Genomic DNA, 13,558 nt, shown 5'->3' with positions numbered 1-13,558 from the left:
TCGAGCCGGGGGCAGGCTCCGCGCGGCCCTGCTCAGACGGTCTGCCCGAGCCGCTGCGCGAGCGCCTTCAGCTTCGGCCCGACCCGCGTGCGAAACACGTCCTCGCCCATCGACGACGCCGGGCCGCTGCAGCTCAGGATCAGCCAGCGCCCCTCGCGCGGCTCGCGAAACGGCACGGCCGCCGCGTTGACGTCCATGTGCCACGCGCGAAACGAATAGCAGCATCCACCGTCGGAAAACTCCGCCACCGCCTGCTGCGCGGCTTCGACGAGCGCATCGGCATCGGCCGCACCGTCCGCCGCGCGGTGCAGTTCCGCATAAAGCGAGCGGCGCGCGTCCTCCGGCTGCACGGCCAGGTACGCGCGCCCCATCGAGCTGGTCAGCATCGACAGCCGCGAGCCGGGCGCGAGCCCGAGCGTCAGCGCGGTCTCGCTGCGGATCGTCTCCAGATAGATCATGTCGAGCCCGTCGCGGCAGCCGAGCGACACGGCCGCGCCGATCTCGCGCGCAAGCGCCTGCATGTGCGGCCGCGCGAGGTCGAGCGTCCCCGAACCCGACAGCAGCGCGTAGCCGAGGGACAGCACGCCGGCGTCGAGCGCATACTTTCCGAGCGTCTCGTCGTAGCGCAGGTAGCCGAGCACGGTCAGCGTATAGGCGAGCCGGTTCACCGTCGCCTTCGGCAGCCCCGTGCGCTCCGCGAAGTCGCGGTTGCCGAGCATCGTCTCGCCGGGCCGGAATGCGCGAAGCAGGTCGAGCCCGCGCGCGAGCGCGACGACGAACTTGCGTTCGTCGATCGTGGTTTCGTCGATGGTTGAAAGTGTCATCCGGTGCTACACTGGGTTCGATTTGCAAAACATTGTTCCGCACAGCGGAACTTGAGTCAAGCGAACTTTTGGCATGGGCCCGGCTGGAAGACCGGACCAACAGGAGATGAGACGATGAGTGCTGCAACTTTTCATTGGGACGATCCGCTGCTGCTCGACCAGCAACTGACCGAAGAAGAGCGAATGGTGCGCGATGCCGCCCAGGCCTACGCGCAGGACAAGCTGGCCCCGCGCGTCACCGAAGCGTTCCGCCACGAGCGCACCGACGCCGAAATCTTCCGCGAGATGGGCGAAGTCGGCCTGCTCGGCCCGACGATTCCCGACGAATACGGCGGCCCCGGCCTCAATTACGTCAGCTACGGGCTGATCGCGCGCGAAGTCGAGCGCGTCGACTCCGGCTACCGGTCGATGATGTCCGTCCAGTCGTCGCTCGTGATGGTGCCGATCTTCGAATTCGGCTCCGATGCGCAGAAGCAGAAATACCTGCCGAAGCTCGCCACCGGCGAATGGATCGGCTGCTTCGGGCTGACCGAGCCGAACCACGGCTCCGACCCGGGCAGCATGGTCACCCGCGCTAAGAAGGTGTCCGGCGGCTACTCGCTGTCCGGCGCGAAGATGTGGATCACGAACTCGCCGATCGCCGACGTGTTCGTCGTGTGGGCCAAGCTCGAGGAGAACGGCAAGGACGCGATCCGCGGCTTCATCCTCGAGAAAGGCTGGAAGGGCCTGTCGGCGCCCGCGATCCACGGCAAGGTCGGGCTGCGTGCGTCGATCACCGGCGAAATCGTCCTCGACGAAGTGTTCGTGCCGGAAGAGAACCTGATGCCGAACGTGAGCGGCCTGCGCGGCCCGTTCACGTGCCTGAACTCGGCGCGCTACGGGATCGCATGGGGCGCGCTCGGCGCCGCCGAATCGTGCTGGCACACCGCACGCCAGTACGCGCTCGACCGCCAGCAGTTCGGCCGGCCGCTCGCCGCGAACCAGCTGATCCAGAAGAAGCTCGCGGACATGCAGACCGAAATCACGCTCGGCCTGCAAGGCGTGCTGCGCCTCGGCCGGATGAAGGACGAAGGCACGGCGGCCGTCGAGATCACGTCGATCATGAAGCGCAACTCATGCGGCAAGGCGCTCGACATCGCACGGCTCGCGCGCGACATGCTCGGCGGCAACGGCATCTCCGACGAATTCGGCGTCGCGCGCCACCTCGTGAACCTCGAAGTGGTCAACACATACGAAGGCACGCACGACATCCACGCGCTGATCCTCGGCCGCGCGCAGACGGGCATCCAGGCATTCTTCTGATCGTCCGGCTGCCGCGCACGCGGCAACCCGCGCGCGCCGCGCACGCGCAAAAGACACGGCCCGCCCGGCATGACTGCCGGGCGGGCCGTTTTTCACAGGAGTCGCGCGCCGGACCGCCGGCCCGGGATCGCGCGCATCTGCAGCCGATGCTTACTTGTTCGGCTGCGGCGTGAGACGCAGATACGGACGCACCGCGTTGAAGCCCTTCGGGAAGCGCTTCTTCAGTTCCTCGGGATCCTGCAGCGACGGCACGATCACGACGTCGTCGCCATCCTTCCAGTTGCCGGGCGTCGCGACCTTGTAGTTGTCGGTCAGTTGCAGCGAGTCGATCACGCGCAGCACTTCGTCGAAGTTGCGCCCGGTGCTGGCCGGGTACGTGATGGTGAGGCGCACCTTCTTGTTCGGATCGATCACGAACAGCGAACGCACCGTCAGCGTTTCGTTCGCGTTCGGATGGATCATGTCGTACAACTGCGAAACCTTGCGGTCCGCATCGGCGATGATCGGGAAGCCGACGACCGTCGATTGCGTTTCGTTGATGTCGTTGATCCAGCCCTTGTGCGACTCCACACCGTCGACCGACAGCGCGATCACCTTCACGTTGCGCTTCTCGAATTCGCCCTTCAGCTTCGAGGTCAGCCCGAGCTCGGTCGTGCACACCGGCGTGTAGTCGGCCGGATGGGAGAACAGGACACCCCAGCTGTCGCCCAGCCATTCGTGAAACTTGATCGGGCCCAGGCTCGATTCCTGCTCGAAATCCGGTGCGATGTCGCCAAGACGCAGACTCATGATGTTCCCTCCTCGAACGATGCTGGTTGAAACCGCGCGCGGGTCGGCGCGGGAAAGTGTGTCAGCTTACGGGAAGCCATGGGGCGTGCGAACGATTATTCCGTTTGATATTCATACTTTTTTGTCATTTTTGCGCGGTATCGGTACAGGATGGGCGGCCACACTGGAAACTTTTCACCCCGTTTGGCGCTCTGTTCATCATTACAAGTCGTTTACCATGCAGTCTTGCAGTGCCGCCGTGTGTCTTCCCGGCTCGCCAGCAGGCAGGCGTTTCGCTACGATGTGAACCTGCAGCATGACAGCACGAAGGGAGTTGCAATGTCGGAAATCAACAAGGAGAAACTGATGTCGGATATCAAAACCGTTCTCTCGGACGCCGAAGACCTGCTCAAGCAAGCTGCGAGCAGCACGGGCGACCGTGCGGCCGAACTGCGCGAAAAAGCCATGTCGCGCCTGAAGCAGGCCAAGGAAAAGGCAGCCGACGTCCAGGTCGTGGTGGTCGAGAAAGGCAAGAAGGCGGCCCGCGCGACCGACGACTACGTGCACGAGCATCCGTGGACGTCGATCGGCGTCGCTGCCGGCGTCGGCGTGCTGATCGGCCTGCTGATCAACCGCAAGTAACGCGCTCTGCGCGGTTTTCGTCCCGCGGGCGCGCATCGCGCGGCTTGCGGGCGTCGAAGCCAGCCGGTGGAAACCGCCGGCCGGCTTTGTCCTAGCTGCACACTGCACGCGCACGCACCTCACCCATGACGACAGACACCCCCTCGCAGCCGTCCGGTCACGGACCGCTGCGCCGCCTCGTCGGCTCCGCGATCGGCCTTCTACAGACGCGCCTCGAACTGGTGGGCATCGAGCTTGCCGAGGAAAAGGAGCGCCTGATGGGCGTGCTGTTCCTCGGACTCGCCGCGATGATGCTCGCGACGATGGCGCTCATCAGCCTGACCGTGCTCGTCGCGATCGCGTTCTGGGATACCTACCGCTGGCAGTCGCTGGCCGCAATCACCGCGGTGTATGCCGTTGGCGGCATCGTATGCGCGCTGAAGGCGCGCTCCGGCCTGCGCGACGCGCCGACCGTATTCGAGGCGACGCTCGCCGAGCTCGAGAAAGACCGCGAACTGTTCCGCGGCAAGCCGTGAACGCACACGCGCTCACCCTTTCCACCTACTTCGCGGACGCGCCATGAGCCAGAACGTCACGGGCAATTCACCCCGCTCCCATTCGTCGCGATCGAACTGGAGCGCGTCGCAGCATCGCGCGCTCCGCAAGGAACTGCTGATCCTGCGATCCGAAGTCGAGCGGCTCGAACTCGCGGAAGCCGCCGGCGACATGCGCCGGACCGTCACGCGCTTCAGCTGGCTGAAAGTGTTCATCCCCGGGATGTCCAGCCACAAGTTCAGCCAGTCCGCCAAGAACCTGAACGCGAATCTCGGCCACCTCGTCAACCAGTATCCGATGCTGAGTTCGCTTGCGTCGCTCGTGCTCGCGAAACCCGTTCGCTCCTTGCTGCGCGCGAGCGCGGGACCCGCGCTGAAGTGGGGCACTGTCGGTTTCGCCGCCTGGGAGGTCTACCGGATCTGGAAGCAGTCCCGCGACGAGCGCGAACTCGACACGCCCGACACGCACGACGACTGACACCCGCATCCCGCGCGCACGGCCCTGCGCCGTGGCGCGCCCGCCATCCGGCTTCAACGCACACCCCAGCACGCCGCGACCTGTCCGTCGGCGCCATCGCTTCGCACATTGCCTTTCGTCCCGTCCGAGCGCAGCGTGAATACGCCGCATGCGTCGCCGTGCATCGGGCCCGTGTCGAGCGGGATGGCTTCCAGTTCATAGCTCACCGGCCCATCGTCGCCGTCCGGTCGCGCGAGCGCCAATCGATAGACCGCCCGCCCGTCCGGTGGCGCTTGCGTGAGCGACGCCGGCAATGACGAAGGCGGCACACCCTCCCGCGTTTCGAGATACTGGGCCGCCCGATACAGCGCGGCGACCGCCGATGCGCGATGAACGTGCACGACATGCCCGCGATACGACGGGATGCCCCATCCGGCCAGCACCGCGACGATCGCGAGCACGATCATCAGCTCGATCAGCGTGAATCCCGCCGGGCGCGACCTGGGCAGGCGCTCGCTCATCGAAGCACCGTCGCGACGCGACGCCAATGCAAGGCGACGATGTGTCCATCGCGTATCGCGACCTGATACTGCAGCCAGACGACGCTCGATGGATGCGTACCGACGCCGCGCGCGGTGACGACGTAAGCACGGCCACCGGCCGGCCCTGCTCCGCGCCATGCTTCGATCAGGCATCGCGGCGGTTGCGCAGCCGTCGGCCAGCCGGCGAACGGCGCGAATGCTTCGGCGGCCGCCAGCGTCGGCATGCGCCGCCAGGCGTCGGGCTCCGTATGCGACTCGCGTTCGCTCACGTAGGGCGCCGTACCGCGACGCAATCGCGCGGTGCACGCGGCAAGCGCGGCATCGGCCGCGTGGAACGCAATCAGCCGATCGGACAACGCTCGCGTGCGGCGCGACTCCGTCAGTGCGGCTTCGAACCACGTGCCCGTCAGCGCGGCAATCGCCGCGCCGACCGCGATCACCGCGGGCAATGCAAGCCCCGCGTCGCGACGCCAGCCACGGCTGGCCGACCGCAACCGCATGGGCGGCGCCCGCCGGCTCGTGGTGAGGACTTCCGCACCTGTCGCGTGCCGCGGCTCGTCGCGGTTTGTCGCGATACGTTCATGCGTGCTGCGTGCCGCAACGCATCGCGATCGCTCCCGTGCATGCTGCCCCGCTCCGCTCATCGCAGCACCCCGCGTGCATCCGGTGCATCGCGCGACGTATCGTCGACTGCGCGAGCGGAATTCCTCAACGCGACGATCCGATCGAGCGCCAGACGCGCGCGACCGTCATGCGCGACGACCGTGCGGCCGTCGCAGTCGACGTGCCGTGCCAGCTCCCCCGCCGGTTCGCCGCGCGCCCGCACGCAGACATGCACGGCCACGACATCGCGCCAGTCGTCGCCGCGCAACGCATCGGCATCGACGAACCGCATGCCGCCTCGACGAAGATAACGCACCCGCAATTGATCGATTCCCGACACGACCGGCTGCGGCGTGCCTGGGCGGCCGTTTCCTTCGCAATACAGTTCGGGCTCGCCCGTCGACGGACTGACGTGCACATCGAAGCGGTTCTCCACCGGCGCAGGCTCGCCGGACGTACCGACACCTTGCCCGAGGCAATCCGATACCTGGCCGCTGACGGTGGCCCACGTCGACACGGTGTCGCCGACATACCGGATCAGCAATGCGTCAGACGCCGCGCGCGCGGGCTCACACCGTACCTGCGCGCCATCCCCTCTCACACGCGCCATCGAACAGCCGAATACCGGCGGCAACGACGATACCCCTTTCGCATCGAGCGGCCGGAATCCGGCCATCTGGATCTGCTGGCCGATCAGCATCAGTGCTGCGCCGGCTGCATCACGCATCAGGAACCCGTCGTCCGCGCGCCGCTGTGCGACGCGCTGCGCGTGGTACAGCGCACCGGCCGCCGCGAGCACGAGCAAACCGACGGTCATCGCAATCAACACTTCAAGCAGCGTATGCGCGCGCATGCGGCGATCAGCGTTCATCGTCGTCGGCCTCCCGATACGGCATCCGGACGCACGACGGCGGCTGCGCCGACCTGCCCGCCGCTTCGCATCGCGGCCCGGTGGCCGCAGTGCCGCTACGCCAGCCGACCACCGCATAGCGCACGCCGTCCGGCCCGTCACCGCGCGTCATCGTGCCGCCGGGCAACGACGCCGCGGCTCGCGCCGCCAGATCATCCTCGGCTCCCGGCGCAACGTGCACGCGCTCGATGCGCGCATCCGCGAGCCACAGCGCGCGTTCGCGCCAGATCGTCGCGCGCTGCGCCCGCGCCATCGCGAGCTGGCTACCTGCCACTGCCAGCATCACGGCCGCGAGCAGCGCGATGGCCAGGGTCGCTTCGATCAGCGACGTGCCGCGCATGGCATGGCGCATGGCGCTCACGCCGCGTCGCAGCGGCCGGCGACGACCCGCGCCCGGCCGCCTGCCGCGATCCGCACGCAACGCGATGCACGCGTGTCGTCAGCCCCCGACATGTCGCGCCTCGGACGCAATTCGAAACGCCGGATGCCGCCGATTGCCTGACCGATCGGCGGTGCGAACGCGAGATCGTGCGCGGCCCCCGCAACGGTGACTTCGGCATCGTGCGGATAGCGCCGCAGCACGCGTGACTGCCCGTCGATTTGCCCGCTCACGATCCAGTCGCACGACCATTCGGCCGGATCGCATCGCTCACCGGCGCGCAGACAGGTGCCGCCGCGCCCGGCCCGACACAGCGTGACACGCACGCCGAGGCGCGCCGCCTCGGTACGGGCGAACGACAGCGCACCGAGCAACGTGCGTGCGCGTGCGTCCACCCGTTCGCGCATGCGCCACTGGTCGAACACGGGCGCCGCATAAAGCGCGAGCCCGGCCGTCAGCGAAAGGGCAACCATCAACTCGACGAGCGTGAACCCGCCCGAGCGTCGCGTTGAATCTTTCAGGGGTAGAGCGTGCCGTCCCATCGCAGTCGTCCTTCGCCAAGATGATGCGTCGACTGTAGCGGTACATGAGCCATGCGCACCATTGGCCGAACGGCCGAGTGGCGGCGTGCGATCGCAACCGACACAATCGGCGCGAACTGACCAACAGAGAAGACGATGAACGGACGCAGCGCGTCAGCGCTTACGTGGGGTCTTGGCGGGAGAGGCGCGACGGAATTCTTCGATCACGTCGGCAAATTCGGAAACGTCCTCGAACCGGCGATACACCGATGCGAAGCGGACATAAGCAATCGTATCGAGGCCGCGCAACTCGTTCATCACGAGTTCGCCGAGCTTCTCGCTACGCACTTCGCGCTCGCCTGTCGCGAGCAATTGATATTCGATACGGGCGACCGCCGCGTCGATCGCGTCGGCGGCAACCGGCCGCTTGCGCAGCGCGAGTTGCATGCTGGCGACGATCTTGCGACGGTCGAATTCCGTGCGGCTGCCGTCCTTCTTCACGACGAACGGCAGCGACAACTCGACCCGCTCGTACGTCGTGAAGCGCTTGTCGCAAGCCGAGCAGCGACGGCGCCGCCGGATCGCGGCGCCATCTTCGGACACGCGGGAATCCACGACCTGCGTGTCGTCATGCCGGCAGAACGGGCAGCGCATCGTCGATCAGCGATAGACCGGGAAACGCTTGGTCAGCTCGGCAACCTGCGCGCGCACGCGCTCGATCGTCGCTGCGTCTTCCGGGTTGTCCAGCACGTCCGCGATCAGGTTGCCCACCTGTTCCGCTTCCGCCGGACCGAAGCCGCGCGTCGTCATCGCGGGCGAGCCCAGACGGATGCCGCTCGTCACGAACGGCTTTTCCGGATCGTTCGGGATCGCGTTCTTGTTCACCGTGATGTGCGCCGCGCCCAGCGCCGCTTCCGCTGCCTTGCCGGTGATGTGCTTCGCGCGCAGATCGACCAGCATCACGTGGCTTTCCGTGCGGCCCGACACGATCCGCAGCCCGCGCTTGACCAGCGTTTCGGCCAGCACGCGTGCGTTCTCGACCACCTTCTCCTGGTACGCCTTGAACTCCGGCGACAGCGCTTCCTTGAACGCCACCGCCTTGCCCGCGATCACGTGCATCAGCGGGCCGCCCTGGATGCCCGGGAAGATCGCCGAGTTGATCGGCTTCTCGTACTCAGCCTTCATCAGGATCACGCCGCCGCGCGGGCCGCGCAGGCTCTTGTGCGTCGTCGTCGTCACGAAATCCGCGTGCGGCACCGGGTTCGGGTACACGCCGGCCGCGATCAGCCCTGCGTAGTGCGCCATGTCGACCATCAGGTACGCGCCCACCGACTTCGCGATCTTCGCGAGACGCTCGAAGTCGATCTTCAGCGAGAACGCCGACGCGCCCGCGACGATCAGCTTCGGCTTGTGTTCCTGCGCGAGCTTCTCGGCCGCTTCGTAGTCGATGTCTTCGTTCTCGTTCAGGCCGTAGCTCACCACGTTGAACCACTTGCCCGACATGTTCACCGGCGAGCCGTGCGTCAGGTGGCCGCCGTGCGCGAGGCTCATGCCCATGATCGTGTCGCCCGGCTTGAGCATCGCGAAGAACACGCCCTGGTTCGCCTGCGAGCCCGAGTTCGGCTGCACGTTCGCGGCTTCCGCGCCGAACAGCTGCTTCACGCGGTCGATCGCGAGCTGCTCGACGACGTCCACGTATTCGCAGCCGCCATAGTAGCGCTTGCCCGGATACCCTTCCGCGTACTTGTTCGTGAGTTGCGAGCCCTGCGCGGCCATCACGGCCGGGCTCGTGTAGTTTTCCGACGCGATCAGCTCGATGTGATCTTCCTGGCGGCGGTTTTCCTGTTCGATCGCGGCAAAGATTTCGGGATCGACGTTCGCGATGGTGCTTTGGGCTCTGTCAAACATACGGGTTCCGTTAAGTGTGTACAGGTTGACCGGGGTGACCGAGTACGGTGCGCCGCTGGCGGGACCCGCTCGACGTGGCGGAAGAATCCGGATGACGCGAGGCAGGACAGCCACCGGCGATGCACGCGACGGCGCACAACGGCTGCCCAGGCGAACGGCAAAAACGGCGCCCCGCGCTTCACGGTGGGATGCTCCACCTTGAACCCGAAGGGTTCTATCGCCAGTCACGCGGGGGTGATGAGCGCGTTAGTGTATTGGATGCGTCATGAATAGGCAACCGCACGGCAGTGCGCCGGAGATAATTGGGGCCGGATTCTACGCGCCCGTGCCGGAACGCTTTGGCGCCTTGCCGCGGTGCGGCAATCTCAGTAGGCTTGCGGGATACCACCCGCTATTTTGTCATCGACCAGGAGCAGCAATGATCGTGTTCGTCACAGGCGCGTCCGCCGGCTTCGGCGCCGCCATCGCCCGTGCCTTCGTCAATGGAGGCCACCGCGTCGTCGCGACCGCGCGCCGCAAGGATCGTCTCGATGCGCTCGCCGCCGAACTCGGCGATGCCCTTCTGCCGCTCGAGCTCGACGTGCGCGATCGCGCGGCCGTCGAGGCCGTGCCGGCCACCCTTCCCGCCGATTTCGCAGCGCTCGACGTGCTCGTCAACAACGCCGGCCTCGCGCTCGGCGTCGAGCCGGCCCAAAAGGCCAGCCTCGACGAATGGCACACGATGATCGACACGAACTGCACGGGCCTCGTCACGGTCACGCACGCGCTGCTGCCCGGCATGATCGAGCGCGGCCGCGGGCACATCTTCAATATCGGCTCGGTCGCGGGTTCGTACCCTTATGCGGGCGGGAACGTCTACGGCGCCACCAAGGCTTTCGTCAGACAATTCAGCCTGAACCTGCGCGCGGACCTGCTCGGCACGCCGCTGCGCGTCACCGACATCGAGCCGGGTCTCTGCGGCGGCACCGAATTCTCGAACGTCCGCTATCGCGGCGACGACGCGAAAGCGGCGAACGTCTACCACAACGTCCAGCCGCTGATGCCCGAAGACATCGCCGATACGATCTACTGGATCGCGACGCGCCCGGCCCACGTCAACATCAACGCGATCGAGCTGATGCCGATCGCGCAGGCACCCGGCGGCCCGACCGTCCACCGCGGCTGAAGCCCGCGGGCCGGCCTGTTCGGGCCGGTCCGCGGCGTGCTACGGCATACTACATTCCGTTACGAATCGGTTACGAATCAGGCCCCGGCCTTCCGGTAGAATGCGCGCCATGACTCAGCCTACCCGCTCCCCGGAAGCGCCCTCCGGCTTCATCTGGCCGGTGCGCGTCTACTACGAGGATACCGACGCAGGCGGCATCGTCTTCTATGCCAACTACCTGAAGTTCTTCGAACGCGCCCGCACCGAGTGGCTGCGCGCCTGCGGCATCGACCAGCGTCGGCTCGCCGACGATACCGGCGCGATCTTCGTCGTGCGCAGCACGTCGCTCGACTACCGCGCACCGGCGCGACTCGACGACACGCTGGCGATCACGAACCGGCCGGCGCGCATCGGCCGCGCGTCGGTGGAATTCATGCAGGAAGCCTGGTGTGGCGACACGCTGCTCGTGGCCGGACACATCCGCCTCGGCTGCGTCGACCGTACCGGCATCCGGCCCGCGGCCATCCCGCCGCCCGTGCTCGACGCGCTGCACCGTGGGCCCATCGTCGACGACGCGCAGCGTCAACTGTCAACGAAGCTCGCGTGAGCGCCGTTTAGACAAAGCCTATGAACTTGCCTTTCTGATTCGATACTAAGCAAGGTTCGGCGCCAGGCATGGCCGGCGCGCCGCGCCGCACGCATACCCGGCGCCCCGAAGGGACGTTACTCAAACCTCTATGAATACTTCTCAAGACCTGTCGATCATTTCCCTCGTCCTCAACGCGAGCGTGCTGGCCCAGGCCGTGATGGGGCTGCTGCTGCTGCTGTCGCTGATGTCGTGGACATTCATCTTCCGCAAGTGGTTCGCGATCCGCCGCGCACGCGCGCAGACCGAACGCTTCGAGAAGGATTTCTGGTCGGGCGGCGACCTGCAGGCGCTGTACCAGAGCGCAGCGAACAACCGCCACACGATCGGCGCGCTCGAGCGGATCTTCGAATCGGGCATGCGCGAGTTCCTGAAAGCGAAGGAAAAGCGCCTCAGCGATCCGGGCCTCGTGCTCGACGGCGCACGCCGCGCGATGCGCGCGTCGTTCCAGCGTGAAATGGACGTGCTCGAAGCAAACCTCGCGTTCCTCGCATCGGTCGGCTCGGTCAGCCCGTACATCGGTCTGTTCGGCACGGTCTGGGGGATCATGAACTCGTTCCGCGGCCTCGCGAACGTGCAGCAGGCCACGCTCGCGAACGTCGCGCCGGGCATCGCCGAGGCGCTCGTCGCCACCGCGATCGGCCTGTTCGCCGCGATCCCGGCGGTGGTCGCGTACAACCGTTACGCGCACGACATCGACCGCCTCGCGATCCGCTTCGAGACCTTCATCGAAGAGTTCTCGAACATCCTGCAGCGTCAGGCCCAGTAAGGAGCGCGCCATGGCAGGAAGCCCCATCCGATCCAGCATGCGCGGCGGCCGCTCGCGCCGCGCAATGGCCGACATCAACGTCGTGCCGTACATTGACGTGATGCTGGTGCTGCTCGTGATCTTCATGGTCACCGCACCGCTCGTCGCCCCGTCGATCATCAACCTGCCGACCGTCGGCAACGCCGCGCCGCAGGAGCAGACGCCGCCCGTCGTCGTCAACATCAAGGCCGACCGCACGATGAGCGTCAAGTACAAGGGCGACTCGGGCGCGACGCAGGAAGACACAATGACGAAAGCCGAGCTCGACAGCTTCATCTCGGCCCGGCAGGCCGATCACCCCGACCAGCCGGTCGTGATCGCAGCCGACAAGACCGTGCAGTACGATGCCGTCATGACCGTGATGTCCGATCTGAAGGCGCGCGGCGTCAAGCGCGTCGGCCTCCTCGTCAAATCGCAATGAACCGGCAGCAATCCTCGCGCAGTACCGCCTACCCGCCTCGCCCTCCCCGCGAGCGCGGCACCGGGCGCGCATTCGCGCTCGCCGCGCTGATGCACGTGCTGCTCGCGCTGTTTCTCTATCACGGCGTGCAATGGCAGAACAGCACGCCGGCCGGCGCCGAAGCCGAGCTGTGGACCGAGGTGCCCGACGTCGCCGTGCCGCGGCCCGTCGTCACGCCCACGCCGCCCGTGAAGGTCGCGCCGCCGCCTCCCCCGGTGCGCGACGAGCAGGCCGACATCGCGCTGCAGCAGAAGAAGCGGCAGCAGGAAGCGGCCGCGCGTGAAGCGCTGCTCGAACAGCAGCGCCGCGCACAGCAACTGAAGGCCCAGCAGGAAGAGGAAGCCCGGCGTGCGCAACTCGCGGCGCAGCAGGCAGCCGCCCTCGCCGCGCAGAAGGCCGCGGAACGCGACAAGCAGAAGCAGGCCGACAAGCTCAAGCAACAGCAGCTCGCGGAGCAGCAGAAGCTCGAACAGCAGAAACTCCAGCAGCAGAAGCAGGCGCAGCTCGAAGCGCAGCAGGCGGCGAAGGCGAAGGCCGACGCGGCCGCGAAGGCGAAGGCGGAAGCGCAGGCCAAGGCGAAGGCCGAAGCCGCGGCGCGCGCGAAGGCCACCGCGGCGGTGAACGCGAAGCTCGACCGCGAGCGCAGCGCGCGTCTCGCCCAGATGCAGGGCCTGTCCGGCGCCGGCGAAGGCGGCGGCGAAGGCCTCGCGAAAAGCGGCACGGGCACGGGCTCCGGCGGCAATGCCGCGACGCCCGGCTATGCCGACAAGGTGCGCCGCCGCGTCAAACCGAACATCGTTTGGGGCGGCGAGCGGGCAGGCCTGACCACCGTCGTCAAGATTCGGTGCACGCCGTCCGGTGACGTATTGAGCGCATCGGTTTCCCGTTCCAGCGGGAATTCGGGGTGGGATCAAGCCGTGGTCAATGCGATCCACGCATCGGTCCCGTTGCCGCCCGATTCTAACGGTCGTACCCCGTCTGACATTACGATTACCTTCAAGGCGGCGGAGTGAAAGGAAATGCGCTTACACTCCGGGCGTCGCGGTCGGACGGGAACGAATCGGGTATTTTTACTGTCTCTGCCGTTGCGCAGCGATCCAAGCCATACGGG

The 13,558-nt window shown here is 66.8% G+C and carries 18 protein-coding genes and 1 riboswitch; of the genes, 9 read left to right on the top strand and 9 right to left on the bottom strand.

Going from position 1 to position 13,558, the window contains the following annotated elements:
* Positions 1-32: 32 nt before the first annotated feature.
* Positions 33-824 carry an IclR family transcriptional regulator gene (locus WJ16_RS03720; protein WP_069255892.1) on the bottom strand — a complete coding sequence of 264 codons (792 nt, stop codon included), beginning with the start codon at positions 822-824 and terminating at the stop codon, positions 33-35.
* A 114-nt stretch (positions 825-938) separates the two neighbouring features.
* Here WJ16_RS03720 and WJ16_RS03715 point away from each other — a divergent pair, with 114 nt between their 5' ends.
* On the top strand, positions 939-2,126 hold the full coding sequence (locus WJ16_RS03715) for an acyl-CoA dehydrogenase (protein ID WP_069255891.1): 1,188 nt from the start codon (positions 939-941) through the stop codon (positions 2,124-2,126).
* Positions 2,127-2,276: 150 nt separating this feature from the next.
* On the opposite strand, the gene WJ16_RS03710 is transcribed toward WJ16_RS03715, so the two are convergent.
* Positions 2,277-2,915, bottom strand: coding sequence for a peroxiredoxin (locus WJ16_RS03710; RefSeq protein ID WP_034182833.1), 639 nt, complete (start codon positions 2,913-2,915; stop codon positions 2,277-2,279).
* Between the two features lie 318 nt (positions 2,916-3,233).
* On the opposite strand from WJ16_RS03710, the gene WJ16_RS03705 reads away from it, so the two are divergent.
* From WJ16_RS03705 to WJ16_RS03695, 3 genes are all read left to right on the top strand, one after another.
* A complete protein-coding gene (locus WJ16_RS03705) occupies positions 3,234-3,536 on the top strand; it encodes an ElaB/YgaM/YqjD family protein (RefSeq protein WP_006494044.1) in 303 nt (100 codons plus the stop codon).
* A 125-nt stretch (positions 3,537-3,661) separates the two neighbouring features.
* The gene (locus WJ16_RS03700; protein WP_069255890.1) at positions 3,662-4,051 is read left to right on the top strand and encodes a phage holin family protein; all 390 of its coding nucleotides are present in this window, start codon (positions 3,662-3,664) and stop codon (positions 4,049-4,051) included.
* 43 nt (positions 4,052-4,094) lie between these two features.
* On the top strand, positions 4,095-4,547 hold the full coding sequence (locus WJ16_RS03695; RefSeq protein WP_069255889.1) for a DUF3318 domain-containing protein: 453 nt from the start codon (positions 4,095-4,097) through the stop codon (positions 4,545-4,547).
* A 53-nt stretch (positions 4,548-4,600) separates the two neighbouring features.
* On the opposite strand, the gene WJ16_RS03690 is transcribed toward WJ16_RS03695, so the two are convergent.
* The 7 genes from WJ16_RS03690 to glyA form a co-directional block, all read right to left on the bottom strand.
* Entirely contained in the window at positions 4,601-5,047 is a 447-nt protein-coding gene (locus tag WJ16_RS03690; protein WP_069255888.1) for a type IV pilin protein, read from the bottom strand.
* The gene (locus WJ16_RS03685; RefSeq protein WP_175913012.1) at positions 5,044-5,568 is read right to left on the bottom strand and encodes a hypothetical protein; all 525 of its coding nucleotides are present in this window, start codon (positions 5,566-5,568) and stop codon (positions 5,044-5,046) included. Before WJ16_RS03685 ends, WJ16_RS03690 begins: the two co-directional genes overlap by 4 nt.
* A gap of 140 nt (positions 5,569-5,708) precedes the next feature.
* Positions 5,709-6,542, bottom strand: coding sequence for a type IV pilus assembly protein (locus tag WJ16_RS03680; RefSeq protein ID WP_069255887.1), 834 nt, complete (start codon positions 6,540-6,542; stop codon positions 5,709-5,711).
* Positions 6,532-6,933: a hypothetical protein gene (locus WJ16_RS03675; RefSeq protein WP_069255886.1), complete on the bottom strand. Its 402-nt coding sequence runs from the start codon at positions 6,931-6,933 to the stop codon at positions 6,532-6,534. The genes WJ16_RS03680 and WJ16_RS03675 overlap by 11 nt, the downstream gene beginning before the upstream one ends.
* A 5-nt stretch (positions 6,934-6,938) precedes the next feature.
* The gene (locus WJ16_RS03670; protein WP_069255885.1) at positions 6,939-7,502 is read right to left on the bottom strand and encodes a GspH/FimT family pseudopilin; all 564 of its coding nucleotides are present in this window, start codon (positions 7,500-7,502) and stop codon (positions 6,939-6,941) included.
* Between the two features lie 153 nt (positions 7,503-7,655).
* Positions 7,656-8,135: a transcriptional regulator NrdR gene (nrdR, locus tag WJ16_RS03665; RefSeq protein WP_006476792.1), complete on the bottom strand. Its 480-nt coding sequence runs from the start codon at positions 8,133-8,135 to the stop codon at positions 7,656-7,658.
* 6 nt (positions 8,136-8,141) lie between these two features.
* Positions 8,142-9,389 (bottom strand): serine hydroxymethyltransferase, encoded by a 1,248-nt coding sequence (gene glyA, locus WJ16_RS03660; protein WP_069255884.1) that lies wholly within the window; start codon positions 9,387-9,389, stop codon positions 8,142-8,144.
* Positions 9,390-9,526: 137 nt separating this feature from the next.
* Positions 9,527-9,627: riboswitch (ZMP/ZTP riboswitch) on the bottom strand.
* 180 nt (positions 9,628-9,807) lie between these two features.
* Between glyA and WJ16_RS03655 the strand changes: the two genes are divergently transcribed.
* The 5 genes from WJ16_RS03655 (at position 9,808) to tolA (ending at position 13,460) form a co-directional block, all read left to right on the top strand.
* A complete protein-coding gene (locus WJ16_RS03655) occupies positions 9,808-10,554 on the top strand; it encodes an SDR family NAD(P)-dependent oxidoreductase (RefSeq protein ID WP_069255883.1) in 747 nt (248 codons plus the stop codon).
* 100 nt (positions 10,555-10,654) lie between these two features.
* Positions 10,655-11,140, top strand: coding sequence for a tol-pal system-associated acyl-CoA thioesterase (gene ybgC / locus WJ16_RS03650; RefSeq protein WP_069255882.1), 486 nt, complete (start codon positions 10,655-10,657; stop codon positions 11,138-11,140).
* 130 nt (positions 11,141-11,270) lie between these two features.
* The gene (gene tolQ, locus WJ16_RS03645) at positions 11,271-11,948 is read left to right on the top strand and encodes a protein TolQ (RefSeq protein ID WP_006484959.1); all 678 of its coding nucleotides are present in this window, start codon (positions 11,271-11,273) and stop codon (positions 11,946-11,948) included.
* A 10-nt stretch (positions 11,949-11,958) separates the two neighbouring features.
* The gene (tolR, locus tag WJ16_RS03640) at positions 11,959-12,408 is read left to right on the top strand and encodes a protein TolR (RefSeq protein WP_006484943.1); all 450 of its coding nucleotides are present in this window, start codon (positions 11,959-11,961) and stop codon (positions 12,406-12,408) included.
* On the top strand, positions 12,405-13,460 hold the full coding sequence (gene tolA / locus WJ16_RS03635; RefSeq protein ID WP_069255881.1) for a cell envelope integrity protein TolA: 1,056 nt from the start codon (positions 12,405-12,407) through the stop codon (positions 13,458-13,460). Before tolR ends, tolA begins: the two co-directional genes overlap by 4 nt.
* Positions 13,461-13,558: the final 98 nt, after the last annotated feature.

The organism is Burkholderia metallica, from assembly GCF_001718555.1.
GTDB classification, from domain to species: domain Bacteria; phylum Pseudomonadota; class Gammaproteobacteria; order Burkholderiales; family Burkholderiaceae; genus Burkholderia; species Burkholderia metallica.
This window is presented reverse-complemented; position numbering and strand designations above follow the sequence as displayed.

Excerpts from the sequence above, each read along its gene's own strand:
- WJ16_RS03675 (WP_069255886.1), bottom strand. The coding sequence starts at position 6,933 with ATGCGCCATGCCATGCGCGGCACGTCGCTGATCGAAGCGACCCTGGCC.
- WJ16_RS03695 (WP_069255889.1), top strand. The coding sequence starts at position 4,095 with ATGAGCCAGAACGTCACGGGCAATTCACCCCGCTCCCATTCGTCGCGA.
- WJ16_RS03700 (WP_069255890.1), top strand. The coding sequence starts at position 3,662 with ATGACGACAGACACCCCCTCGCAGCCGTCCGGTCACGGACCGCTGCGC.
- WJ16_RS03705 (WP_006494044.1), top strand. The coding sequence starts at position 3,234 with ATGTCGGAAATCAACAAGGAGAAACTGATGTCGGATATCAAAACCGTT.
- WJ16_RS03655 (WP_069255883.1), top strand. The coding sequence starts at position 9,808 with ATGATCGTGTTCGTCACAGGCGCGTCCGCCGGCTTCGGCGCCGCCATC.
- ybgC (WP_069255882.1), top strand. The coding sequence starts at position 10,655 with ATGCGCGCCATGACTCAGCCTACCCGCTCCCCGGAAGCGCCCTCCGGC.
- WJ16_RS03710 (WP_034182833.1), bottom strand. The coding sequence starts at position 2,915 with ATGAGTCTGCGTCTTGGCGACATCGCACCGGATTTCGAGCAGGAATCG.
- tolA (WP_069255881.1), top strand. The coding sequence starts at position 12,405 with ATGAACCGGCAGCAATCCTCGCGCAGTACCGCCTACCCGCCTCGCCCT.
- WJ16_RS03715 (WP_069255891.1), top strand. The coding sequence starts at position 939 with ATGAGTGCTGCAACTTTTCATTGGGACGATCCGCTGCTGCTCGACCAG.
- tolR (WP_006484943.1), top strand. The coding sequence starts at position 11,959 with ATGGCAGGAAGCCCCATCCGATCCAGCATGCGCGGCGGCCGCTCGCGC.
- WJ16_RS03720 (WP_069255892.1), bottom strand. The coding sequence starts at position 824 with ATGACACTTTCAACCATCGACGAAACCACGATCGACGAACGCAAGTTC.
- WJ16_RS03690 (WP_069255888.1), bottom strand. The coding sequence starts at position 5,047 with ATGAGCGAGCGCCTGCCCAGGTCGCGCCCGGCGGGATTCACGCTGATC.
- WJ16_RS03670 (WP_069255885.1), bottom strand. The coding sequence starts at position 7,502 with ATGGGACGGCACGCTCTACCCCTGAAAGATTCAACGCGACGCTCGGGC.
- nrdR (WP_006476792.1), bottom strand. The coding sequence starts at position 8,135 with ATGCGCTGCCCGTTCTGCCGGCATGACGACACGCAGGTCGTGGATTCC.
- WJ16_RS03680 (WP_069255887.1), bottom strand. The coding sequence starts at position 6,542 with ATGAACGCTGATCGCCGCATGCGCGCGCATACGCTGCTTGAAGTGTTG.
- glyA (WP_069255884.1), bottom strand. The coding sequence starts at position 9,389 with ATGTTTGACAGAGCCCAAAGCACCATCGCGAACGTCGATCCCGAAATC.
- WJ16_RS03685 (WP_175913012.1), bottom strand. The coding sequence starts at position 5,568 with ATGCGGTTGCGGTCGGCCAGCCGTGGCTGGCGTCGCGACGCGGGGCTT.
- tolQ (WP_006484959.1), top strand. The coding sequence starts at position 11,271 with ATGAATACTTCTCAAGACCTGTCGATCATTTCCCTCGTCCTCAACGCG.